Consider the following 22,709-nt stretch of genomic DNA (forward strand, 5'->3'; position numbering starts at 1 on the left):
GACGGCTACGGTGACCTCAACCAGGTCGGACACGGACAAGGCGCCGCATGGACCTCCGGTACGACCTGCCGGTCGATCGCGGACCGTCCCGGGCCGGCGTCGGTTGACGCGCCCCGGCTCGGGTTCGTCGACGGCAACGACGTGTCTTGACGCCTTGAGGCAGGTTCCTATCCTGGGTCGGTGTTCAGCGTGCGCCCAGCAGTAGCCGACGACGTCACCGGAGTTCGGGCGGTGGCGGTCGCCGCGTACGAGGTTTACGTGCCCCGCATCGGCCGGCCCCCGGCACCGATGACCGCCGACTACGCGCAGGCCGTACGCGAGGGCCGGGTCTGGGTGGCGGTGGAGAACGGCGAGCCCGTCGGCTTCGCCGTGCTCGTCCCGCAGCCGGATCACCTGCTCCTGGAGAACGTCGCCGTCTCGCCGGGCACGCAGGGGCGGGGTATCGGTACCCGACTGTTGGCCCTGGCCGAGGACCACGCACGCCGGCAGGGTGTGAGCGAGGTGCGGCTCTACACCAATGAGGCGATGACCGAGAACCTCGCCTACTACGCCCGACGCGGGTACGTCGAGACCCATCGGGCAGAGCAGGACGGCTTCCGGCGCGTGTTCTTCCGGAAAGCCGTCACGCCGTAGCGGATGCGTGGAACGTGCCGGGTCGCTACGGCCGAATCGGCGCTCCGCTGTCGGATCGCGGCGCGCCGCCTCGGCCAGCTCCGGCTCCATCAGTACGCGCAGGGCGGTGGGGCCGGTGACGCCGTACGCGTCGAGCGCAGGCGGGGTTCCGTGGCGTCCGCCGGCTGCCCATTCGCGCCACGCGGCTTCGAGTTTCCGGTCGGCGTCCGTCCTGTCTTCGCCCGCCTGTGCCCGCTGCGCGGCACCGATGAACGTGAGCGCGGCGCGCTGCGCGGCCATGCCTTCGGGCCCGATGTGGTCGGCGTTGAAGACCAGATGGTACTCGTGGCCGATGTCGAGGCTCCACAGTGTCCGGTGGAGCTGCTCGGTGCCGTCGTGCAGCTTGAACACGTCCCGGTCGCCGCAGCGCAGGAAGATGGGTAGCGCGCTCGCGCGGATCGTGTCGGCGTTGGCCCGCAGCCGGTGCAGGACACTGTTGTCCGCGAACCGCCGGGGGTCGGTGCCGTCGCCGGCCATCTCCGTGCCGAGTTGGGCGAGCACCCCGAGCGTGTTGCGCGGTCGTAGCTCCTGCGGCGTGTTCGCGGGCAGGAGCGCGGGGGCGATCGCGGCGACCGCCTGCCAGCGCGTCGGTTCGGCGAAGGCGATTTTCAGCGCACCGTAGCCGCCCATCGAGGAGCCCATCAGCGAGATACGGTCCGGGTCGATGCCGTAGCGCCGCTCGATCAGTTGGGGAAAGGCAGCCGCCATGAAGGTCTCCCAGGAGCCGCCACCGGGATGGTCGAGGTAGAAGCCCCCGGCTGTGGGCGTCGACGCGCTGGCGATGACCGACCGGGGCAGCGACCCGTCGTTCCACAGGGCGTCGATGACCGGGTGGAGCGCGGCGAGCACCTCGCTCGACGAGTTCGCGCCGTGCAGGATCAGGACCAACGGCAGCCGCTCGTCGGGCGTCCATCCACTCGGTGTGAGCACGGCATAGGCGACGCCGTCCCCGACGAGCGGGTCGCCGGTGACGTCACGCGTGAGGCTGCTTTCCATGTCCGGCAAACTCTCATGGCGCGAGATCGGCGAGCAAGCCGAATTACGACCGGTCAGCGCTGGTAGCACCGCTTCAGCTCGTCGAGGTCGTAGTAGTAGCTGCCCGGTGCGTACGGCTTGCAGTCGGCCTTGAAATGCGTCTCCTTCTCGTTGTAGAGCATCCTGATCAGCATCCGGCCGGCTGCGTTCCGGTACGCGTCCCACTGCATGTTCGCCGCGTAGGGCGCCACGTCCGCCCCGCGCCACGGGTTGTGCCGGTAGCTGAACGTGTCGCTGGTGGGAACCTGCACCTCGCTGCCGGGTAGCCGCATCAGGGCGGCGAGCGGGATCACCGTCTCCGCGTGGGCGAAGCGCAGTCGGGCGACGTCCGTACTGGTCCCGTTCCGGTACGCCTCCACCGCCTGGAAGAAGTCGTCCTCGAGGGGCTCGGCCATCGCGTAGGTGATTGTGTTGCCCGCGAAGCTCGGACCCTTCCGGTAGAAGGTCGTCGCGTCGTCGACGTATGCGAAGTGCTCGGCGGCCCCGCGGTCGAGGTACCGGTCGAAGTGCCAGGTGCCTTCGGCGCTGAGGCCGGGCGCGATCGCGTACACGTTGAACAATGCCATGGCGGCGTCGACAGCGTTGCCGACGCGGTACGTGCCGGACGCCAGCCGGTCCACGAAGTCGTGCGCGAAGAGCCGGTCCAGACACGTCATCGCGTCGCGCGCGGACTCCTTGCTGTACGTGATCTCGTCGAGCTTGGCTTTCAGGGTCGGATCGCTCTTGAGCCAGTTCGCGTAGTCCGCGTTCGTCTTCTCCTTGTGGAAGTACAGGGTCTTCGTGTCGACGACGGGCGGGTCGACGAGCGGTGCGAGGTCCGGTTCCGCGCTCTTCAGCGCGTCGGCGAACGCGGCACCGCTGTCCGCGGCGCGGGGAATCCCCGAGTTGAGCACCCGGATGTGCCGGCCGGTGGCGGCGGCGTCAAACAGGTTCGGCAGCCGGCGCAGCAGCCGCTTGGCGAGATCCGCGTGCTCGCGCCGGCCGAGCCCGCTGAGCGCGCCGAACCCCAGCTTTTCGTGCGCGCTGGCCAGGGTCTGCAGTTCGGCCGACAGCTGACCACCCAGCGGCTTCAGCTTGCCCTCGGCTTTCGCGTCCGCGATGACCTGCTGGAGGAGTGCGATGTCGTCAGCGTCGTCGAGCGCGCGGGCGCCGTGCCTGGCGACCATCTCCGTGAAGACCGGGGCGAACCCGGCCGGGGACGGCTCGTACGCGCCGGGATCCTGGCCCGGCGCGTACGGCGTATTCGTGGTGAAGTTCCTCTGTAGACCATCCACGCTCGACGTCGACGCCGCCTTGGCGTGGTGCGTGGCGGACGCCGCGAAGCGAACACCGACCAGCGCCACCACGGCGGCGCAGACGACAGCCGCCAGGCCCACTCGGTACCGTCGCTTTGTGACCATCCGTCCTCCCCGGGAGAGTACGGAGCGCGCGCCGGTGAGGGTTCAAAAGGTGGTTGTCAGGCAGCCACCCGGAGCGCCGGCCGACGGTAGTCCGCGGTCACCACGTGCAGCGCGGGAACCGGGGGCCGACCGGCGGTCGCCGGCACGGCGTACGCGATGGGCGCCGCCGTCGCCGGGGCGGTCCGTCGTCCTCGGATGATGAACGCGCACACCGTCGAGGTGCAGATCAGGCCGAAGCCGGACGACGCCCAGACAGCAGGCTGGCCGGTGGACAGCCCGTACACCGTCCACAGTGTTCCGGAGCACAGCCCGAGCCACCACCGCGCCGGCGAGAGTCCCGACACGTCGCACCCCCGGTCGCGCAGCAGCGACAACGGTTGCGGAACCGCCGACAGCACGGCGACGACGGCGAGGATGCTCCCCAGCGCCCCCGCCGCGGCTTGCGGGTGGAGGCCCGGAACGGCCGCCGCTGCCACCGCCACGCCGCCGGTGACCACGATCAGCGCCACCGCCGGCCACCCGAACGCGGCGAGCGCCTTGCGGCTGCGGACGATCGGCTGGGTGGCCAGCAGTGCGACCAGGATCGCGATCGCCGCGGTACCGGTGACCGTGTTCGCGACCACCTGCACCCCGTCGCCGATCAGCGCGCCGTAGGCCAGCCAGCCGACCGGCAGGGCCGCCGCGAGCCAGGTGGCCGTTGGCGACAGACCTTCGGTCCGTCTACGGGCGCAGGACACCCACACCTGGGGCCAGAGCAGGGACATGGACGCGGCGGCGGCGAGCCAGCCGAAAACAGCGGTGGTCATGATCCAATTCCGAGTCGGGTACAACGGGACGGCCGGCACGCGGCCGGGGGAGGCCCGGCGGGCAGAGGCCATAGGTGGTATCGGCACGCCACCGCGGCTGGTAACGGATAGTGACCCGTGACACCCGTTACGGCCGTCCGGCCCTCCCGGCATCGACCCGCTCGCGCCGTTCGGGGCGACGGCCGTCAACGAACGGCGGATCTTGCGCAGGTCAGCGCCGCCGACGCCGACCCGCGTCCGAACCCGACAGTGGACGCTTCAGCCGGCCCGCGACGACGACTCCCCGTCGGGGTGTGGTGTGGAGAACACACACCAGACCGCCTTGCCGTGCGGCGTGGGCCGGGTGCCCCACCGGTCCGCCAGATGCGCGACGAGGTGGAGGCCGCGCCCGTGCTCGTCGTCGGGAGCGGGCCGCAGCTTGCGGGGCAGGAACGGGGCGGCGTCGTGCACCTCGAGGACGACGTGCCCGCTGGTCCGGCGCATCCGCAGCTCGATGGGTGACGCGCCATAGAGGACGGCGTTGGTGACGAGCTCGCTGACCAGCAGCACGATCTCCCTGGTCCGGGTCTCCGGGACACCCCAGCCGGACAGGGTGGTGGTGGCGAACCGGCGGGCGTCGTGCACCGCGCGCTCTTCCGCCTCGATGTGGCGCACCGCCGAGGTCGTCTGCTGCGGCTGCGCCGTCGCCTGGGCGAGGAGCACCGCGATGTCGTCGTTCGGGCCGTCCGGTAGCAGCGCGTCGACGAGGGCGTGCGGCACCTCGGCCAGCGGTGCGGTGATCCTGGTGAGCTGTGCGGTGAGCTTGTCGATCCCGGCGTCGAGGTCGCTGCCGCGCCGTTCCACCAGCCCGTCGGTGTAGAGCGCGAGGATCGCGCCCTGCGGCAGGACCACCTGCTCCTCGGAGAGGGTGACCGGGCCGGTGCCCAGCGGCGGGCCGGCCGCCCCGGTCAGCCGGCGCACCGACCCGTCGGGGCTGACGAGGACCGGCGGCAGGTGGCCGGCGTTGGCGTAGGTGAGGCGGGCGTCGCCCGGGTCGTACACGGCGTACACGCAGGTGACGATCTGGTCGTTGCCCAGGTCGCGGACGACGCCGTCGAGGAACTCCAGGACGTCGGCGGGCGGGAGGTCGAGCCGGGCGTACGCGCGGACGGCGGCCCGCAACTGCCCCATGACGGCGGCGGCGCGCACCCCGCGGCCCATCACGTCGCCCATCACCAGCGCGGTGCGGTCGGCGCCCAGCTCGATGACGTCGTACCAGTCGCCGCCGACCTGGGTACCCTCCACACCGGCCTGGTAGTAGGAGGCCACGTGCAGCTGGTCGGGGTCGAAGCTGTCCGCCGGGAGCAGACTGCGCTGCAGTTCGTCGGCGATGCGGTGCTCGCGGCTGGCGGCCTCCTGCGCGGCGGCCGCCGCGGCCATGGCCTGCTCGGCCCGGCGCTGCTCGGTGATGTCCTGGATACTGCCGCGCAGCCGCGCCGGGCTGCCGTCGGCGTGGCGTTCGAGCTCGCCGATCGCGCGGTGCAGGCGCACCGTCCCGTCCGGGTTGACCAGCCGGATCTCGATGTCGAGCGGCTCGCCCCGCGCCGCCGCTTCGAGCGCGGCCCGCAGCGGGGCCGCGTCGTCGGGGTGCACGCGCCGGACGGCTTCGTCGAACCCGCCGGTACGCAGGTCCTCGGGGCTGAGGCCCAGCTGGCGGACGTACTCGTCGGAGCCCACGATCGCGCCGGTCGCGAGGTCCAGCTCCCAGCTGCCGACCGCGGCCAGGCGCTGCGCCTGGTCGAGCAGTTTCCGGCTGTGCTCCAGCTCGGTACGGGCCCGCCGGGCCCGGTCGAGCTCGAGGTTGGCCCGGACCCGGGCGAGCAGCTCGCGTGCGGAGAACGGCTTGACGAGGTAGTCGTCGGCGCCGGCCTCGAGCCCTTCGACCGTCGCCTCGTCGCCCGCCCGGGCCGACAGCATCACCACGGGGATGAACGTGGTGGCCGGGTCGGCGCGCAGCGCCGCGAGCAGCCCGAACCCGTCGAGATTGGGCATCGTCACGTCGGTGAGCACGAGGTCCGGCGGGTTGGCGCGGGCCTTTTCCAGGGCGGCCTCGCCGTCCGGCGCGGTCTCCACGGTGTAGTACACGGCGAGCAGCGTGGTGATGTAGGTGCGCATGTCGGCGTTGTCGTCGACGACGAGCACCCGCGGCCGGTCACCGTCCGCATGCGACGACGGCGCCCCGGCGGCGTTCGGGATCGCCGGCTCCACCGGGTCCAGCCACCGCATCGCCTCGCGCACGTACGGCTCGGACTGCAGCTCCGTGGCCACCGCGTCGGCGAGCCCGGCGGAGACGACCGGGTCGGAGGAGCGCCGACCGCCGTCGGGCCGGACGCGTACGGTGAAGGTGCTGCCTTCGCCCAGCGTGCTGTGCACCGCGGCGGTCCCGCCGTGCAGCCGGGCCAGCTCGGCGACCAGTGCGAGCCCGATTCCCGACCCTTCATGCGTACGCGACCGGACCCCGGTGACGCGATGGAAGCGTTCGAAGATCTTCGCCTGGTCGGCGGGCTCGATCCCCACGCCGGTGTCGGTCACGGCGAGCTCGACCATGCCGTCCAGCGGCCGGAGCCGGACGGTGATGCCGCCGCTGAAGGTGAACTTCAGCGCGTTGGACAGCAGGTTGAGGACGATCTTCGCCCACATCTCGCGGTCGGCGTGGACCGGCTCGCCCAGCGGTGGACAGTCGACGGTCAGGGTGAGACCGGCCCGCTCGACGGCGGGCCGGAACGTCTCGGCCAGCTCGACGGTGTACCCGGCGAGATCGAGCGGCTCGTAGTGGGCGGTGGCCGTCCCGGACTCCAGCCGGGAGAAGTCGAGCAGCGTGTTGACCAGTCCGAGCAGCCGCTTCGCGTTCCGGTGGATGATCTCGAATCGGGACTGGTGTGGGGCGAGCAGCGGGTTGGCGAGGTCGGCGAGCGCGTCCTCGGCGGGCCCGAGCAGCAGCGTGAGCGGGGTGCGGAACTCATGGCTGATGTTGGTGAAGAAGGCCGTCTTCGTCCGGTCGAGCTCCGCGAGGGCCTCCGCGCGCCGTCGCTCGGCCGCGTAGGCGCGGGCGCTGGCGATGCCGGCGGCGAGCTGACCGGCGATCAGGTCGAGGTAGCCCTGGTAGGCCTCGTCGAACACCCGGTACCGGTTGAGGCCGACGACCAGGAAGCCGTACGGTTCGGCCCTGCCCTGCTGGGTGAGCGGCACGAGTCGGGCCTGCGTCGGCGGCGCCTGCCAGGCGCCCGTGGGCAGCTTCGGGAACCGTTCGTCGAGGTCGGTGACGGTGATGGCTTTCCCGTCGGCGAGCACCGAGGCCGGCCAGACCTCGTCGGGTGCGGCCGGGTCGATGGTGACCGGCGCGGCCGGATGCCCGTCCGGCATCCCGGTGGAGCACACCAGCCGGGCTGTCGTGGCGCCGTCGTCGAACAGGTACAGCAGGGTGAAGGGGAGGGAGTGGTCGGCGGCGCCGAGATGCCGCTCGGCCGCGGCGAACACCTCCGGCTCGGTGCGTACGGTCGCCAGCTCCGACCCCAGGTCACGCAGTGTGGTCATCCGGCGCTCGCTGATGACCCGCAGGGTGTCCTCGCTGACCACGCACAGCATCCCCGCGACCTCGCCGGCGTCGTCGGTGAGCGGGCTGTAGGAGAAGGTGTGGTAGGTCTCCTCCACGTAGCCGCTGCGCTCGAGGAACAGCATGAGCGCCTCGTCCCAGGTGGCCGTGCCGGTGCGCAGCACCGTCTCCACGCGGGGAGCGATCTCAGGCCAGATCTCGGCCCACACCTCGGGGGTCGGCCGGCCCAGCGCCCACGGGTACTTCTTGCCCAGCGTGTCCCGGCGGTAGGCGTCGTTGCAGAAGAAGGTCAGCTCCGGGCCCCAGGCCATCCACATGGCGAAGCGCGAGGTCAGCAGCATCCGCACCACGGTGCGCAGGCTCTGCGGCCACGACGCGGGTGGCCCGAGCGGCGTGGCCGCCCAGTCGACCGTCATCAGGTGCCGGCCGACCTCGCCGCCGGCGAGGAACATCGCACGGACCTGTGCGTCGTGGACCGCGCTCGCGGGCGCGTCGTCGCCGTCCCCGCCTGCCATCCGGCCGCCCCCTGTCAGTCCGTCCTGCTCTTGCACCAACTGGTCGCCGGACGAGAGTCGCGCGACAAGAGTCGCGCAACAAGAGTACAAAGCGTATCCGGCCGTCATCGATCAGCAGACGATGACGACCCGTCGTGATCGAGGCTCACCGGCGGCGAGGGGAACTGAGGGTCGGCAGTGATCGTGAAGTTCGCAAATGGGCATTATCGCCGAGGATGCGACATCGCCGGGGGCTGCCAGACCGCCACAGAAAAGATAGACGGATACCATTCGGCCATGCTCACTCTGAAGCCTTGGCAGCTTGCTCTGCTCCTGGTGATCCTGATGATCCTGGGCGGGGGAATCGGCGCGGCGTTGTGGTCGGTGAGCCGGGGCGGGGTGGAACCCGCGCCGAAGCGTCGCGGTCGGCGCGCCGCCGAGGCGCGCCACCGCTGAACCCCGGCGGCGTGCCCGCCCTGCTCCGGTGGCGTTTGTCGAACCGTTGTCCGGGGACCGTGCCCGGATGACGACATCGAGCGCCCGCAGCCCTGCCCGGACCACCCTGACCGTCATCGGACTGGTCCTGCTCACGGCCTTCGTGCTCGGCCTGGTGTACGAGGCCCGCCGCGTCCTGACCTGGCTCGTCATCGCCGCGTTCTTCGCCGTCGCGCTGTACCCGGCCGTGAACTGGATCGACCGGCACGTCGGTTGGTGCCGGCGATGGTTGTCGACGCTGCTGGTTTTCCTGCTGGTCTTCGTGATCCTCGCCGGGCTGACGGCGCTGTTCGTGTTGCCGCTGGTCAACGACGTCACCCGGTTCGCCGATCAGGTGCCGGCCCTCGTCCACGACACTCGCGCCGGTCGTGGCCCGCTCGGCGCGCTGGTCAACCGGTTCCACCTGCGCCAGTACGCCGAGCAGCACAGCGGGCAGATCCGTGCGTACCTGAGCAATCTCGGCGCGCCGACGCTGGCGTTGATCCGGGGCGCCGTGACCGCCGTGGTCGGGGCGATCACGGTCTTCGTGCTCGCGTACCTGATGGTGCTGGAAGGTCCGCGCGTGGTCGACGGAGTCCTCGGGCTGCTCGAGCCGCGCCGGGCCGAGCGCATCCACCGCGTCGGCCGCGACTGCGCCCGTACGATCACCGGCTACATCACCGGCAACCTGCTCATCAGCGTGATCTGCGGGGCGCTCACGTACGCCGTCCTGGCGCTGCTGCACGTGCCCTTCGCCGGCCTGATCGCCCTGTTCGTGGCGATCGCGGATCTGATACCGCTGGTCGGCGCGACCCTCGGCGCGGTCGTGGCGGCCCTCGCCGGGTTCTTCTACTCGCTGACCGCCGGGATCGTCGTCGTCGTGTTCTTCATCGTCTACCAGCAGGTGGAGAACCATCTGCTGCAGCCGGTGATCCTGGCCCGGACGGTGCGGCTCGACCCGCTGACGGTGCTGATCAGCATCCTGATCTTCACCGAGCTGGCGGGCATCCTGGGCGCCCTGCTGGCGATCCCGATCGCGGGGATGATCCAGATCATCGCCCGGGAGGTGTGGAGCGTGCGCCGGCAGCGGCGCGCCGCGCAGCCGTCGGGTGCCCCGGCGCCGTCGGCGGGTTCGGAGCCGGCGCCGTCGGCGGGCTCGGAGTCGGCGCCGTCGGCGGGCTCGGAGCCGCCGCCGGGGGATGGGGAGGCGCGACCTGTCGCGGAGGGCGCGCAGCCGCCAGGCCGGGAGGCCGCGCCGCAGGTGGGACAGCCTGGGAGCCGCGGCGGGTGAGCGTTCGTTCACATGTCAACACATGTGAGTCAGCCTCGGTTTACAGTTGGCCCGGGCAGCCGTGACGTACGGTACATCGCGCGTCACCGGTGGCGTACCTAGATCGTTTTTTCATTGAAGAAACGCTCTGACTGCCGGGACTGGCCGCCCGCCGAAGGCGTGGCAGGAACCCGACCGGAGTCCGGCGGCGAGCCGCCGGACAGGGAGGGAGCGCGACAGACATGGAGGAGCTGCCGATCGGGCGCCGCGTGGCGTACTGGCGCAGCCGGCGCAAGATGTCGCAGCAGGTCTTCGCCGACCGGCTCGGCAAGTCCAAGAGCTGGGTCGACAAGGTGGAGCGCGGGGTCCGCCGGCTCGACAAGTTCTCGGTCGTCTACGAGATTGCCGATGTCCTCCAGGTCGACGTGCAGCTTCTGCTGGGCAAGGAGCCGGAGCGGCGGCCGGACGTCGTCAACGGCGTCGATCAGGTCGAGGTGGAGGAGATCCGCGCCGCGCTGGAGCGGTACGACCAGATCAGCGCGTTCTTCAACGCGCCGCCCGAACCGCCACCACTCGGGCAGCTCCGTAAGGCCGTCAACCACGCGTGGCTGACCTACCAGCACGCCAAGTGCAGCATGCTCACCCGGGCGCTGCCGAAACTGCTGCGCGACGCCCAGGCGGCCGAAACGGCGTACGCCGGCACCGACGACGCCCGGACCGCCGCGCACCTTTTGTCCCAGGTGTACCAGCTGGCCTCGTCGACGCTGCGCAAGCTCGGCGAACACGAGCTGTCCTGGCTCGCGGCCGACCGCGCCATCGCGACCGCGCAGCGCTCCGGCGACCCGCTGCTGGCGGGCGTGGGTACCTACCGGGTGGCCCTCTCCCTGCTGGCGCTCGGCCGGGCCCGACCGGCGCTCGAGGTCAATGTCAACGTTGCCAACCGGCTGGCGCCCGGCGGCAGCGAGCCGACCACACCGGAGCGGCTGTCGGTGTACGGGATGCTGCTGCTGCAAGGAGCCATCGCCGCCGCGCGGATCGGCGACACGGCCTCCGTACGCGACCTGCTCGCCGGCGCGGGCGAGGCGGCCCGCGCCCTCGGCGGCGACCAGAACCACTACTGGACGTCGTTCGGGCCGACCAACGTCGAGCTGCACCGCGCGGCCGCCGCCGTCGAACTGGGCGAGGGCAAGCTGGCGGTGCAGACCCACCACCGGCTCGACCCGGAGGGCTTCGGGGCGCTGCTGCCCGAGCGGCGGGCCCACCACTTCCTCGACATCGCCCGCGGATACGCGCAGATCGGCGACGTCGAGGGCGCCAGCGAGATGCTGCTGGAGGGCGACCGGCTCGCCCCGTCCGAGATCCGCTGCCGGCCGATCGCCCGCGAGGTGCTGACCGACGTGCTGCGCCGCAGCCGCGGCACCCCGCCCCCACCCATCGCCGAGCTGGCCGAGAACATGGGGGTAGCGGCGTGACGACGGCGCGCTGACCGGTCACCCGGATTGCGGTAGCCTCGCGCCCGTGACAGTCGCCCAGCCGCCCACCCTCACCGATGTCGTGGCCGTGATCGAGGACCGCTACCCGCCGGCCTGGGCGGAGGACTGGGACCGGGTCGGCCTCGTGCTCGGCGAGCCGGAGGCGGGCGTACGGAAGATCCTCTGCGTCGTCGACTGCGTGCCCGAGACGGTCGACGAGGCCGTCGCCGTCGGCGCCGACCTGATCGTTTCGCACCATCCGCTGCTGTTGCGCGGGGTCTCGTCGGTGGCGCCGACCACGTACAAGGGGCGCATCGTCCACCGGCTCATCCGCGCCGGCATCGGGCTGTACGTCGCCCACACCAACGCCGACGTCGCCAACCCCGGTGTCTCCGACGCCCTCGCCGCCCGCTTCGGCCTGGTCGACGTCCGTCCGCTGCGCCCGGCGGTCGGTGCCGCGGCCGGCGGGGGGCGCGGCCACGGCCGGATCGGCCGCCTGCCGCAGTCGACCACGCTGGCCGAGTTCACCGGGCTGGCCGCCCGGGTGCTGCCGCCGACCGTGTGGGGGGTGCGCGTCGCGGGAACGCCGGGGCGGAAGATAACCACCGTGGCGGTCAGCGGCGGTGCGGGTGACAGCTTCCTCGCCGATGCGGTGGCGGCCGGCGTCGACGTGTACCTCACCGCTGACCTGCGCCACCACCCGGCCAGCGAGTTCGTGGCCGAGGGCGGCCCGGCGCTGCTGGACGCCGCCCACTGGGCCACCGAGCGGCCGTGGCTCGACGACCTCGCCGCCCACCTGGGCGGCACCCTCGGCGTCGAGGCGGTCGTCTCCGACCTCGACACCGACCCGTGGACGCTGCACGCCACCTCTACTAGCGAGGAGCAGAGCCGATGAAGGCCGACCCGCAAGCCCAACGACGCATGCTCGACCTGCAGGCCGTCGACACCTCCTTGGCGCAGCTCGCGCACAAGCGCAAGAACCTGCCCGAGTACGCGGAGCTCGACCGGCTGGCGCGTGAGCTGTCCGCGCTGGAGGACGAGCGGGTACGCGTACAGGTCGGCGTCGACGACCTCGACCGGGACATCTCCCGCCTGGAGAACGACATCGACCAGGTACGCGCCCGCGCCGCCAAGGACCAGGCGCGGCTGGACGCGGGCACCGGTCCGGCGCGGGAGCTGGAGGCCCTCCAGCACGAGCTGGGCACGCTAGCCCGCCGCCAGGGCGAGCTGGAAGACGCCGAGCTGGAGCTGATGGAGCAGCGCGAGTCCGCGCAGAACTCGCTCGACGAGGTGGAGCAGCGGCTGGCGGCGCTGCGGGAGAAGCGCGACGAGGTCGAACGCACCCGGGACCAGACGCTGGCGGAGATCGGCCGGGAGGAGGAGTTCCGGCGCTCGGGGCGGACCCCGCTCGTGTCCGACCTGCCGGCCGACCTCGTCGCCCTGTACGAGCGCATCCGGGAGCAGACCGGGATGGGCGCCGCGCTGCTGCGCTCCGGCCGCTGCGGCGCGTGCCGGCTGGAGCTGTCCGGCAGCGAGCGGACCCGGCTGAAGGCCGCGCCGGCCGACGAGGTCGTCCGGTGCGAGGAGTGCGGGCGCATCATGGTCCGTACGGAGGAGTCCGGCCTGTGAAGGTGATCGTCGAAGCCGACGGCGGCGCCCGAGGCAATCCGGGTACGGCGGGGTACGGGGCCGTCGTGCTCGACGCGGACACCGGCGAGGTGCTGGCGCAGCGGCTCGGGGCACTGGGGATCACCACCAACAACGTCGCCGAGTACGAGGGGCTCATCGCGGGCTTGACCGCCGCGGCCGAGCTCGGCGCCGACGAGGTCGAGGTCCGGATGGACTCGAAGCTCGTCGTGGAGCAGATGTCCGGGCGCTGGCAGATCAAGCACCCCGGACTGCGGCCGCTCGCCGCGCAGGCCGCCGACCTGATCCGCCGGTTCCGGTCGGTGCGGTTCACCTGGATCCCCCGGGAGCGCAACAAGCGCGCCGACGCGCTCGCGAACGCGGCGATGGACGGCAGGTCGGCGCCGGACGAACCGGCCCTGTCGACCCCCACCGGTCCCACGGCCGCGCCCGCTCCGTCCTGGACGCCGCCGGACGCCCCGGCGACCCGCATGATCCTGGTCCGCCACGGGGAGACCGAGTACACCGTGCGCCGGCTGTACTCCGGCCGTGGCGACGCCGCGCTGACCCCGCGCGGTCTGGCCCAGGCCCGGGCGGCCGCGACGCGGGTCGGTGCGGTGGCGGCGGTCGTCACCTCCCCCCTGAGCCGGTGCGTCCGCACCGCCGAGATGATCGCGCAAGCCGCCGGCGGCGTGCCGGTACGCATCGACGACGACCTCGTGGAGTGCGACTTCGGCAAGTGGGAGGGGCTCAGCTTCGCCCAGGTGGAGGAGCGCTGGCCCGACGAGATGCGGTCCTGGCTGGCGTCGCCGGCCGTCGCCCCGCCGGCCGGTGAGTCGTTCGACGAGGTCGCCGCACGGGTGAGCCGGACGGTGCAGCGGGTGCGCGCGGCGTACCCGGGCGAGCGGGTCGCCGTCGTCAGCCACGTGTCGCCGATCAAACTGATACTGCGCGATGCGCTCGCGGCCGGCCCGGAGTTCCTGCACCGCTGCTACCTCGACCCGGCCGGAATCTCCATGGTGGACTTCTGGCCGGACGGCGGCATCGCCGTACGGGCCGTCAACGAGACCGCCCACCTCGCTTCGCTGTAGGTGCCGCGCTTCGCGGTAGGCGCCGCGCTTCGCTGTAGGCGCCGCGGCAGCCTTCACCTTGGCGGCGGGGGCTCGGGCGGGTGCGGTGGATGCGGCGGGTGCGGGTGTGGATGCGGCGGCGGATGCGGCGGCTGCGGATGGGGATGGTCGGGCGGGTGCGGACCGGCCTGGTCGGGTGGGTGCGGACCGGCCTGGTCGGGTGGGTGCGGACCGGCCTGGTCGGGCGGCTGCGGCGGCAGCGTCGCCAGGTCGGGCGGCTCGTCGGGCCAGACCAGCAGGACGCGGCACGGCGCATGGTCGACGACGAACCGGGTCTCCCGCCCGAGGCTCGCCGGACCGAGCCGGCTGTGGTCGCCGTCGCGGGCCAGGATGAGCAGGTCCGCGCCGGCACACGCGGCCACGACCTCCCGTTCGGGGCGGCCCCGCAGGGTCTTGTGTACGCACGGACGGCCGAGCCGGCGCTCCGCGGCGGCGAACATCGCGTCCACCGCGTCGGTGATGGCCCGTTCGAGCACGATCTCCGGATCGGAGGTGTGCCGCCATCGTCCGAGCAGTCCCAGCCGGGCGCCCCGCATGGCCGCGTCCAGCGCCGGATCCGGTGCGTGCACCAGTACGACCTGGCCCGGCGCCGAGTCCCGGGCCGCGTCGACGCACGCCTCCCAGGTGCCCTCGGTGATCCAGACGACGGTCCTCACGACCCCCAGAGTCGCAGACCCACCCACAGTCCCGCGACCGCGGCCGCGAGACAGGGCGCAACGGTGAGCGCGCCGAGCCGCAGGAACTCGACGGTCGACGGTGGCGCGTTCCGCGCGTGCAGGACCTGACGCCACAGCAGGGTGGCCAGCGAGCCGACGTACGTCAGATTGGGCCCGATGTTCACCCCGATGAGCGCGGCCAGCACGAGGGCGGGGGAGTGCGCCACCAGGGGGACCAGCATCAGGGTGGCGGGCAGGTTGTTCAGCAGGTTGGCCAGCAGCGCGGCCAGGGCCGCCATGACGAACAGACCCGCGAGGTCGCCGTGCCGCGGCACCAGGTGCGCGACGATCGCGCCCAGCCCGCTGCGGCGTACCGCGAGCACCACGATGCCGAGGGCCAGCACGAACGCCAGGAACGCGGGGTTGGCCGCCCGTACCAGGTCGCCGGTCCGGCCGAGGGCGGCCAGCGCGCCGTGCCGTACCGTCAACGCCAGCACGCCGGCCAGCGCCACGAAGGCGGGGTGCACGCCCAGCGGCTCCAGGACGACGAAGCCGGCGAGCACCACGGCCAGCACGGTGAGCGCGTACGCGGGGACCGCGACCGGCTCGGGTGCCACGGCGTGCCGCGGGGTCGACAGGTCGGCGGCGAAGAACCGGCGGAACACCACGTACTCGACGGCCAGGGCGGCCAGCCACGGCACCGCCATCAGCGCGGTGAACCGGCCGAACGACAGCCCGCTCGCCGCGAACGCCAGCAGGTTCGTCAGGTTCGACACGGGCAGCAGCAGCGACGCCGAGTTGGCCAGGTGCGTGCACGCGTACACGTGCGGGCGCGGCCGGACACCCACCGTGGCGGCCGTGGCGAACACGACCGGGGTGAGCAGCACGACCGTCGCGTCGAGGCTGAGCACGGCGGTGACGGCGGCCGCGACCGCGAACACCACCGCCAGCAGCCGCCGTGGCGACCCGCCGCTGAGCCGGGCGGCGAACCCGCCGGCGTACCGGAACACGCCTTCTACGTCGGCGAGGTGGGCCAGTACGAGGATGGCCGCGAGGAACCCGACGGTGGGGCCGAGTGAGGCCATCTCGTGGATCGCGTCGGGCCACGTCACCAGGCCGAGCGCGAGGACCACCAGGGCCGCGGGTACGGCTGCGACCGCCTCGGGCAGGCCGCACGGCCGCGCGACGGCGAAGCCGAGGACCGCGACGAGGAAGAGGACGGGGATCATCGAACGCAACGGTATCGGCGCCGCCGACCGCTGGGCGCAGGGCGGGAACCGTTGGGCGCAAAGGACCGTCGCGCAGTGTCCTCAGTTGAGTGCGATCTGGTTACCTCCGCCACACCCCGTGTGTCAGGGAGGATCACGATGACATCGCCTCATACCGACCCGGTACCGCCGCGTGGTGACCGCAGCCCGCTGTACTGGCTGCTGCTCGTCCCGGTCGTGGTGCCGCTTCTCGTACCGCTGTTCAACGCCGATGACCCTCGGCTGTTCGGCTTCCCGCGCTTCTACTGGCTCCAGCTCGCGTTCATCATCCTCGGCGTCGGCACGACGACGCTGGTCTACCAGCTGACGAAGCGGCGGGGGTGAGAGTCCATGTGGAAGGACCATCTCACCGAGATCATCATCTTCACGATCCTGTTCCTCGCCGTCAGCGCCCTCGGCTTCGTCGCCGCCCGCTGGCGCCGGCCCGCGACGCTCGAGCACCTCGACGAGTGGGGGCTGGGCGGGCGCAGCTTCGGCGGGTGGATCACCTGGTTCCTGCTCGGCGGTGACCTGTACACCGCGTACACGTTCGTGGCCGTACCCGCGCTGATGTTCGGCGCCGGCGCGACCGGGTTCTTCGCGCTGCCGTACACGGTCATCATCTACCCGATGGCGTTCCTGGTCCTGGTGCGCCTGTGGTCGGTGTCGCACCGGCACGGCTTCGTCACGCCGGCCGACTTCGTGCGGGCCCGGTTCGGCTCGCCGACGCTCGCGCTGGTCATCGCGATCACCGGCATCGTCGCCACGATGCCGTACATCGCGCTGCAGCTCGTCGGGATCGAGGCGGTCCTGAAGACGATGGGGGTGACCGGCAGCAGCATGCTCGCCCGGCACCTGCCGATCATCGTCGCGTTCGCGATCCTCGCCGCCTACACGTACCAGTCGGGGCTGCGCGCGCCGGCGCTGATCGCGTTCGTCAAGGACACCCTCATCTACCTCGTGATCATCGTGGCGGTGCTGTACATCCCGGCCAGGCTCGGCGGCTGGGACAAGATCTTCGGCGCGGCCGACGCGCACTTCGCCGCCAACCCGAAGGCCGGCGGAACCCTGTTGACCAGTGCCAACCAGTGGCAGTACGTCACCCTCGCGTTCGGGTCGGCGCTCGCGCTCTTCCTGTACCCGCACAACGTGACCGGTGTGCTCGCCAGCCGCAACCGCGGTGTGATCAAGCGGAACATGTCGGCGCTTCCGGCGTACTCGTTCCTGCTCGGCCTCATCGCGCTGCTCGGGTACATGGCGATCGCGGCGAAGATCGTGCCGCTGCCCGGCGCCAAGGCCGGTTCGAAGGACGCCAACACGGTCGTGCCGCTGCTGTTCCAGCACATGTTCCCGGGCTGGTTCGCCGGTATCGCGTTCGCGGCCATCGGCATCGGCGCGCTCGTGCCGGCGGCGATCATGTCGATCGCGGCGGCCAACCTGTTCACCCGCAACGTCTACAAGGAGTATCTGCGGCCGGACGCCACGCCGGCGCAGGAGGCGAAGGTCAGCAAGGTCGCCTCGCTGCTGGTGAAGGTGGGCGCGCTGGCGTTCATCGTCTTCCTCGACCCGCAGTTCTCCATCGACCTGCAGCTCATCGGCGGGATCATCATCCTGCAGACGCTGCCGGCGGTCGCCCTCGGCCTGTACTCGCGGTGGTTCCACCGCGGGGCGCTCATCGCCGGGTGGGCCGCGGGGATGGTGGTCGGGTTCTGGATGCTGTGGGTGACGCCGAACGCGGCCACCAGGCACAAGCACTTCGGCGGATCGGCGTACGCGCTGAGCCACCTCGGCTTCGACACCAAGGTGACCATGTACACCGGGTTCCTCGCGGTCCTGGTCAACCTCGTGGTGGTGGTGCTCGCGACGCTGGTGCTGCGGGCGATGAAGACGCCCGACGGCGTCGACGCGACCGTCGAGGACGACTACCACGTCGACGCGGGCGACCCGGGCGTCACACCGACGCCGGCTGAGCCGGCGCCGGTCTGACGGCACTTCCGCGATCGGCTTCTCCGCGATCTTGGACACTTGGCGGTGCCATAGGCCCGCCAAGTGTCCAAGATCTGCGTGCTAGCGGTATGCGCGGATCAGCAGGTACACGCCGATCACGCCGGCGAACGTCACGATCATGCCGCGCAGCACCGGCGCAGGCAGGCGCCGCGCGAGGCGGGCGCCGACGTAGCCGCCGGTGATGGTCGCCGGCGCGAGGATCGCCACGTCGGCCCAGTCGACCGGGCCGAACAGCGCGAACACCAGCAGCGTGATAAACCCGACCAGGGCCGACAGGGCGTTCTTGAGGGCGCTGACACGGGCCAGGGTGGTGGCGAGGACCAGCCCCAGCGCGGCGACGAACATGACGCCGAGCGCGGCGCCGAAGTACCCGCCGTACACCGAACCGATCAGGGCCATGCCGTGCAGGTACAGCAGTCGGCGGCGCGGCGGCAGGTCGTGCGGGTGGCCGACGATGTTCCGCAGCCGGGGCTGGAACGCGAGCACCGCGCCCGCGCCGAGCACCAGGAACGGCACCACCTTGTCGAACGCGCTCGCCGGGGTGGCCAGCAGCAGGCCGCATCCGACGGCCGTGCCGACGATCGCGGTCGGCGCGAGGGCGAGCAGGCGCCGCCGGCCCTGCTTCGGGTCCTCGGCGGCGAGGTCCGCCAGGTCGTGCCGGCTGCCGACGACACTGCTGATGTACCCGGGGAAGACCGCGATCGAGTTCGTCACGTTGGCCGCGATCGTGGGCAGGCCCGTCGCCACCAACGCCGGGAACGTCACCAGCGAGCCGCCGCCGGCGATGGCGTTCACGGTGCCGGCGGCGAGCCCGGCTACCAGCAGGAGCGCGATGTGTGCGGCAGTCATGGTGCCGCCAGGCTAGCCGCAATCCATTTGTGGCGGTATGAGGCGTAGCTCATGGGGAAGGGCGTCGGGGCCGCAAGGGTTAGTACGATGGGACGTGCGACGGACGAGTCGACCGGGCGGCCGCGTCAACGCGGCTTTTCAGCCTCGTTGCCGAGGAACGTCCGGGCTCCATAGGGCAGGGTGGTTGCTAACGGCAACCCGGGGCGACCCGCGGGACAGTGCCACAGAAAACAGACCGCCTCGCGGCTTCGGCCGCGCGGTAAGGGTGAAACGGTGGGGTAAGAGCCCACCAGCACCCCGGGTGACCGGGGTGGCTCGGTAAACCCCACCCGGAGCAAGGCCAAGAGGGTCACCGCCCCACGGCGGCGACCTGCGCAGGCGTTCGAGGGCTGCCCGCCCGATGCCTGCGGGTAGGCCGCTAGAGCCTGCCGGCGACGGCAGGCCGAGATGGATGGCCGCCGGCCCGCCGCAAAGCGGGTCACAGAACCCGGCGTACAGGTCGACTCGTCCGTCGCCTTCCTGGTCGTCGCCGCTCCCGGCGCTCCTGAGCTGGGTGGATAGCCGGTTGTCGCTGGCCGATGTTGGTCGTCATCGGGCGGCGTTTGACGTGGCGTGGCGAGTCGAGCACCGGGGGGACGCCCGCCCGATGTAATGGTCACAATCAAGCAGTGACCCGTGCCGACTTCGACATTGACGCATTCCTCGCCCGCCCACTCACCGCCCGTGTCGCCACGAACGGCCCGACCATCCGGCCCACCTGGTACCTCTGGGAAGACCAAGCGTTCTGGATTCTGACCGGTCCGTGGACCAAGCTGTTCAGCCGAGTTAAGACCGATCCGACGGTGGCCCTCACCGTGGACGTCTGCGATCTCACCACCGGCCTCGTGCAACAGGTCATCGCCCGCGGCCGCGCCGAGCTTCTGCCCTTCGACGTTCCGCGTGGCAAACGCAAACTGAGCCGCTACCTCGGCCATGACGAGACCTGCTGGGACGCCCGGTTCCGCGACTACCTACACGACGACCCGGCCGAACGCGGCACCGCTTGGCTACGGCTACGCCCCACGTTCCTGACCGCCATCGACCTCAGCTACCAACCCTGATCCAGTGCCGTGAAGTCGGTCCCGGCGTCTGGTGCGGCCGGCCGGCGGGTGCGCGGCGGGCCGGAGGTCCAGAGCGCGTCGCACATCAGTTTTCGGGTCACATGATGATGGACGAGCTGCGCGACCGCGGCTGCGGTTAGCCGCGCTCTCGACCTGGCAGGGTTGCCCCACTGAGGAAAGCCTCGTACAGGTCACGGACGTCGTCGTCGATCTGCGGTCGGATGTTGCTGTAGCGGGTGTCAGCGCGATCTCGGTGCGGCCCCGACAGCCAGTACGCCGTCTGCCAACTCTTGGTGAAGCGTACGCGGCTGATCCAGGCTGGTCCCTTGTCCGTGTCGTGGCCCGTCTTCAACTGCACGAACATCACTCGCTCTGCCATCGCGGACATCCTGACAGCGGACAATCGCGACGCGCGTCATGCGTCGGGTGGGATTCGACACCGCGATGTGCGCAGCGCACGATCCATGAGCCGTCACCGCAGAGGACGGGCGAGGTGGCCGAGTAGATCGACAACCTCGCGGTCGCGCTGGCAGAGTGCGTACATGGAAATGGAACTGCTCTTCGCGGGAGTGGCGGTTGGGGCCTTTGCCGACGCCGTTGAGTGGTACGGCCGGTTGTTCGGCCGGGCTGCCGATGTCGTTGTGACCGACCACGAGGTCATGTGGCGAGTTGCCGGCACCGGGTGGCTGTACGTCATAAAGGACGCCGCACGCGCTGGCCGGAGTCTGGTCACCATCTCCGTGCCGGATCTGGATGAGGCGGTGGCCGACCTGGAAACGCGGGGCATCAGCAGTGGCCCTATCGAGACGGTCGGCGACGCCGGACGCAAGGCCACCGTGACCGACCTCGAAGGCAATTCGATCGCGCTCATCCAGGTCGCCGCTGACTGACGCCGGCGACGCCCGTTCGCTCAGTCGGCGCCAACCAGGTTTGCGTGGGGACCACGCGCGGTCCACCCTCCCCGGAGCGGCCAGGTCCGCCGACGCTGCGCCCGCGCCTGGATACGCCCTGGTCGCAGGGCTTTTGAACCGACGATCGGGGCAGCGGCGAAACATGATCACGTGTACGGTGCCGGCATGAATGACGGTGCTGCGTTAGCCATCGTGTGGTGGGCGCTCGGCCTGCTGTCCCTCTACATGGTCATCCGCGCGGCCGTGCGCGGCGGCATAGAGGACGCGTGGAAGCGTCGGGCGAAGCGTGAACGCTCATCTCAACAGTGACAGCGGGACAGGGATGCTGAGCCGGTGACGGGCTGCCCGCAGTGCGGCGCGCGGACCGAGGCGGTGACCTGCGAGGAGCTGTTCGAGCGCCTGCTGGCGTTGGATCATTCCCGCCGGCCACCGTGGGGCCCGCTCCACGCCGTGGCCGTCACCTGCTTCTTCCTGCAGCACCCTGCGCACCCGCTCGCCCCGCTCGGCAGGAACGATCCGGGGTGGGCGATCCTGCACGCTTACCTCGCGGGAGGGCAGCAGGCACTCGACGCCGTGACCGACGCCGCTCGCCGGAGCAATTCACGCGGACATCGGGGCCGTGGCGGCGCGGCTCGACCGCCATTCGATTCGAGCCCGCCGATGCCGGATCGTCCGGCGCCCAGGGCGCTCAAGGTGACGATCGCGGATGTGGCCGCAGACGGGAGCTTCCCCGCGCCGGGTTACGAGCAACGGGTGCGCCGCTGGGCCGAAGACACCGTCGCGATGTGGACATCGTGCGCGCCCTGACCATGTGTGTCGGTGGCGCCCTCACAGTGCCGAGGCAGGCTCCCCGGAGCCGTGCCGGCCGCGTAATCCGCCTGCCGGCAGGGCGGCACCTGCGACGCTGCGCGGATGAATCGCGATCCGATGGCGGACGCGCGGAATCTGGTTGCCGAGCTGTTCCCGACCGGCAGTCGCGAAGCGCCAGGAGCCTGGCCGAGCGGTGGTTGGCCGCCCACGGCGATCCCGTCGCGACCGAAGCACTGGTGCCCGTACCTCTCGCGGGTTTTCGTCGTTCTTCCGTGCCGGGTGCCGATCTTCAGGGACGGATTCGCGGCAGCCCGTCATCGTTGTCCTGGCAGAGGAGCGCAGTACGTGACCCATCCCGACCTCGCGTGGCTGCACCCGGCCCTCAACCTCCCGGCCGCGGTGCTGGCTCTCGCCCTGGCCTGCTACCTGCTGGTCGGCGAGCCGTTGCTGGGCAGGCGGATGTACCGACGCCTGCAGCAGCAGCGCGACCGCGACCCGAATGCGCTGCTGCGGTTTCTCCGCCAGACGATGGGCTTCCAGGCCGGCTTCGTGGCGGTCACGCTCGCCTGCCTCGCGCTCGCTCCGGGACTGCACGCACGGCATCTCGGCCTGGCCTGGCCGGCCGGTCCGCTGCGCTGGCAGGCGACCGGGTTCACCGCGTACCTCGTCGTGATCATCCTCGTCATGGGGCTTGCGATGCGGGTCCGGGCCCGTCGCGGACGGTCGGTGCCCGGTCAGGCGGCGTTCTCGGCGATGCTGCCCCGCACCCGTGCGGAACGGTGGCACGCCCTCGCGGTCGCGGTAGGGGCCGGAGTCAGTGAGGAACTGGCCTTCCGGGGGCTGCTCATCGCCACCGGTGTCGCGCTGTTCGGCGTGTCCCCGTACGTCGCGGCGGCGGCGCTGATCGTGCTGTTCGGTGTCGCCCACCTCTACCAGGGCGTTGGCGGCATGGTCGGTACCGCGCTGGTGGGCGCCTTGCTCACCGGCCTGTATCTGGCCTCCGGCAGCCTGCTGCTACCGATCGTGTTGCACGTCGTCATCGACATCCGGTCGCTCCTGCTCGTACCGGCGCCCCGCAGCGCGCCGACCGATCCGGGGACCGCCACTGTCACCGGCGCACGTTGCCTTGACGCCGGTGACAAGGTCTAGCGTCGCTGC

21 protein-coding genes, 1 other RNA gene and 1 pseudogene are annotated in these 22,709 nt (G+C 71.5%); 15 read left to right on the forward strand and 8 right to left on the reverse strand.

Annotated elements, in window-relative coordinates; all coding sequences use genetic code 11:
- Positions 1-288 precede the first annotated feature (288 nt).
- Positions 289-633, forward strand: coding sequence for a GNAT family N-acetyltransferase (locus HC031_RS34705; protein ID WP_420813623.1), 345 nt, complete (start codon positions 289-291; stop codon positions 631-633).
- A gap of 285 nt (positions 634-918) precedes the next feature.
- Here HC031_RS34705 and HC031_RS34710 read toward each other — a convergent pair.
- From HC031_RS34710 to HC031_RS07765, 4 genes and pseudogenes are all read right to left on the reverse strand, one after another.
- Positions 919-1,668, reverse strand: a pseudogene (locus tag HC031_RS34710) (alpha/beta hydrolase-fold protein); the annotation flags it as partial.
- A 53-nt stretch (positions 1,669-1,721) separates the two neighbouring features.
- On the reverse strand, positions 1,722-3,107 hold the full coding sequence (locus HC031_RS07755; protein WP_167924535.1) for a histidine-type phosphatase: 1,386 nt from the start codon (positions 3,105-3,107) through the stop codon (positions 1,722-1,724).
- Positions 3,108-3,163: 56 nt separating this feature from the next.
- Complete coding sequence (locus tag HC031_RS07760; RefSeq protein ID WP_167924536.1) at positions 3,164-3,913, reverse strand: SemiSWEET transporter; 750 nt, start codon at positions 3,911-3,913, stop codon at positions 3,164-3,166.
- A 258-nt stretch (positions 3,914-4,171) separates the two neighbouring features.
- A complete protein-coding gene (locus tag HC031_RS07765; protein ID WP_167924537.1) occupies positions 4,172-8,020 on the reverse strand; it encodes a SpoIIE family protein phosphatase in 3,849 nt (1,282 codons plus the stop codon).
- Positions 8,021-8,296: 276 nt separating this feature from the next.
- On the opposite strand from HC031_RS07765, the gene HC031_RS07770 reads away from it, so the two are divergent.
- The 6 genes from HC031_RS07770 to HC031_RS07795 all read left to right on the forward strand — a co-directional run bounded on the left by HC031_RS07770 (position 8,297) and on the right by HC031_RS07795 (position 13,932).
- The gene (locus tag HC031_RS07770; RefSeq protein ID WP_167924538.1) at positions 8,297-8,455 is read left to right on the forward strand and encodes a hypothetical protein; all 159 of its coding nucleotides are present in this window, start codon (positions 8,297-8,299) and stop codon (positions 8,453-8,455) included.
- Between the two features lie 67 nt (positions 8,456-8,522).
- Positions 8,523-9,764 carry an AI-2E family transporter gene (locus tag HC031_RS07775; protein WP_167924539.1) on the forward strand — a complete coding sequence of 414 codons (1,242 nt, stop codon included), beginning with the start codon at positions 8,523-8,525 and terminating at the stop codon, positions 9,762-9,764.
- 221 nt (positions 9,765-9,985) lie between these two features.
- Entirely contained in the window at positions 9,986-11,215 is a 1,230-nt protein-coding gene (locus tag HC031_RS07780) for a helix-turn-helix domain-containing protein (RefSeq protein ID WP_167924540.1), read from the forward strand.
- Between the two features lie 46 nt (positions 11,216-11,261).
- The gene (locus HC031_RS07785; RefSeq protein WP_167924541.1) at positions 11,262-12,110 is read left to right on the forward strand and encodes a Nif3-like dinuclear metal center hexameric protein; all 849 of its coding nucleotides are present in this window, start codon (positions 11,262-11,264) and stop codon (positions 12,108-12,110) included.
- Positions 12,107-12,844: a zinc ribbon domain-containing protein gene (locus HC031_RS32935; RefSeq protein ID WP_167924542.1), complete on the forward strand. Its 738-nt coding sequence runs from the start codon at positions 12,107-12,109 to the stop codon at positions 12,842-12,844. The genes HC031_RS07785 and HC031_RS32935 overlap by 4 nt, the downstream gene beginning before the upstream one ends.
- Complete coding sequence (locus HC031_RS07795) at positions 12,841-13,932, forward strand: bifunctional RNase H/acid phosphatase (protein ID WP_420813611.1); 1,092 nt, start codon at positions 12,841-12,843, stop codon at positions 13,930-13,932. Before HC031_RS32935 ends, HC031_RS07795 begins: the two co-directional genes overlap by 4 nt.
- 53 nt (positions 13,933-13,985) lie before the next feature.
- Here HC031_RS07795 and HC031_RS07800 read toward each other — a convergent pair whose 3' ends face one another.
- Positions 13,986-14,627, reverse strand: coding sequence for a universal stress protein (locus HC031_RS07800; RefSeq protein ID WP_205862441.1), 642 nt, complete (start codon positions 14,625-14,627; stop codon positions 13,986-13,988).
- On the reverse strand, positions 14,624-15,865 hold the full coding sequence (locus HC031_RS07805) for an SLC13 family permease (protein WP_167924543.1): 1,242 nt from the start codon (positions 15,863-15,865) through the stop codon (positions 14,624-14,626). The genes HC031_RS07800 and HC031_RS07805 overlap by 4 nt, the downstream gene beginning before the upstream one ends.
- A gap of 129 nt (positions 15,866-15,994) precedes the next feature.
- On the opposite strand from HC031_RS07805, the gene HC031_RS07810 reads away from it, so the two are divergent.
- Complete coding sequence (locus HC031_RS07810) at positions 15,995-16,219, forward strand: DUF3311 domain-containing protein (RefSeq protein ID WP_167924544.1); 225 nt, start codon at positions 15,995-15,997, stop codon at positions 16,217-16,219.
- Between the two features lie 6 nt (positions 16,220-16,225).
- Positions 16,226-17,860: a monocarboxylate uptake permease MctP gene (mctP, locus tag HC031_RS07815; RefSeq protein WP_167924545.1), complete on the forward strand. Its 1,635-nt coding sequence runs from the start codon at positions 16,226-16,228 to the stop codon at positions 17,858-17,860.
- A gap of 81 nt (positions 17,861-17,941) precedes the next feature.
- Here the strand turns inward: mctP and HC031_RS07820 are convergent, their stop codons facing one another.
- Entirely contained in the window at positions 17,942-18,730 is a 789-nt protein-coding gene (locus tag HC031_RS07820) for a sulfite exporter TauE/SafE family protein (protein ID WP_167924546.1), read from the reverse strand.
- A 104-nt stretch (positions 18,731-18,834) separates the two neighbouring features.
- Here HC031_RS07820 and rnpB point away from each other — a divergent pair.
- Positions 18,835-19,241: RNase P RNA component class A (gene rnpB, locus HC031_RS07825), an RNA gene on the forward strand.
- Between the two features lie 67 nt (positions 19,242-19,308).
- Positions 19,309-19,830, forward strand: a complete 522-nt coding sequence (locus HC031_RS07830) for a pyridoxamine 5'-phosphate oxidase family protein (RefSeq protein WP_167924547.1) — start codon at positions 19,309-19,311, stop codon at positions 19,828-19,830.
- Between the two features lie 136 nt (positions 19,831-19,966).
- Here the strand turns inward: HC031_RS07830 and HC031_RS07835 are convergent, their stop codons facing one another.
- Entirely contained in the window at positions 19,967-20,209 is a 243-nt protein-coding gene (locus HC031_RS07835; RefSeq protein WP_167924548.1) for a hypothetical protein, read from the reverse strand.
- A gap of 163 nt (positions 20,210-20,372) precedes the next feature.
- Here HC031_RS07835 and HC031_RS07840 point away from each other — a divergent pair, with 163 nt between their 5' ends.
- From HC031_RS07840 to HC031_RS34290, 4 genes are all read left to right on the forward strand, one after another.
- Complete coding sequence (locus HC031_RS07840; protein ID WP_167924549.1) at positions 20,373-20,720, forward strand: VOC family protein; 348 nt, start codon at positions 20,373-20,375, stop codon at positions 20,718-20,720.
- 186 nt (positions 20,721-20,906) lie between these two features.
- Entirely contained in the window at positions 20,907-21,050 is a 144-nt protein-coding gene (locus HC031_RS07845) for a hypothetical protein (RefSeq protein WP_167924550.1), read from the forward strand.
- Between the two features lie 24 nt (positions 21,051-21,074).
- Positions 21,075-21,548, forward strand: coding sequence for a DUF5946 family protein (locus HC031_RS07850; RefSeq protein WP_205862442.1), 474 nt, complete (start codon positions 21,075-21,077; stop codon positions 21,546-21,548).
- Between the two features lie 348 nt (positions 21,549-21,896).
- Positions 21,897-22,700 carry a CPBP family glutamic-type intramembrane protease gene (locus HC031_RS34290; RefSeq protein WP_167924551.1) on the forward strand — a complete coding sequence of 268 codons (804 nt, stop codon included), beginning with the start codon at positions 21,897-21,899 and terminating at the stop codon, positions 22,698-22,700.
- Positions 22,701-22,709 lie beyond the last annotated feature (9 nt).

This window comes from Planosporangium thailandense, assembly GCF_011947195.1.
In the GTDB taxonomy this organism is placed as follows: Bacteria; Actinomycetota; Actinomycetes; order Mycobacteriales; family Micromonosporaceae; genus Planosporangium; species Planosporangium thailandense.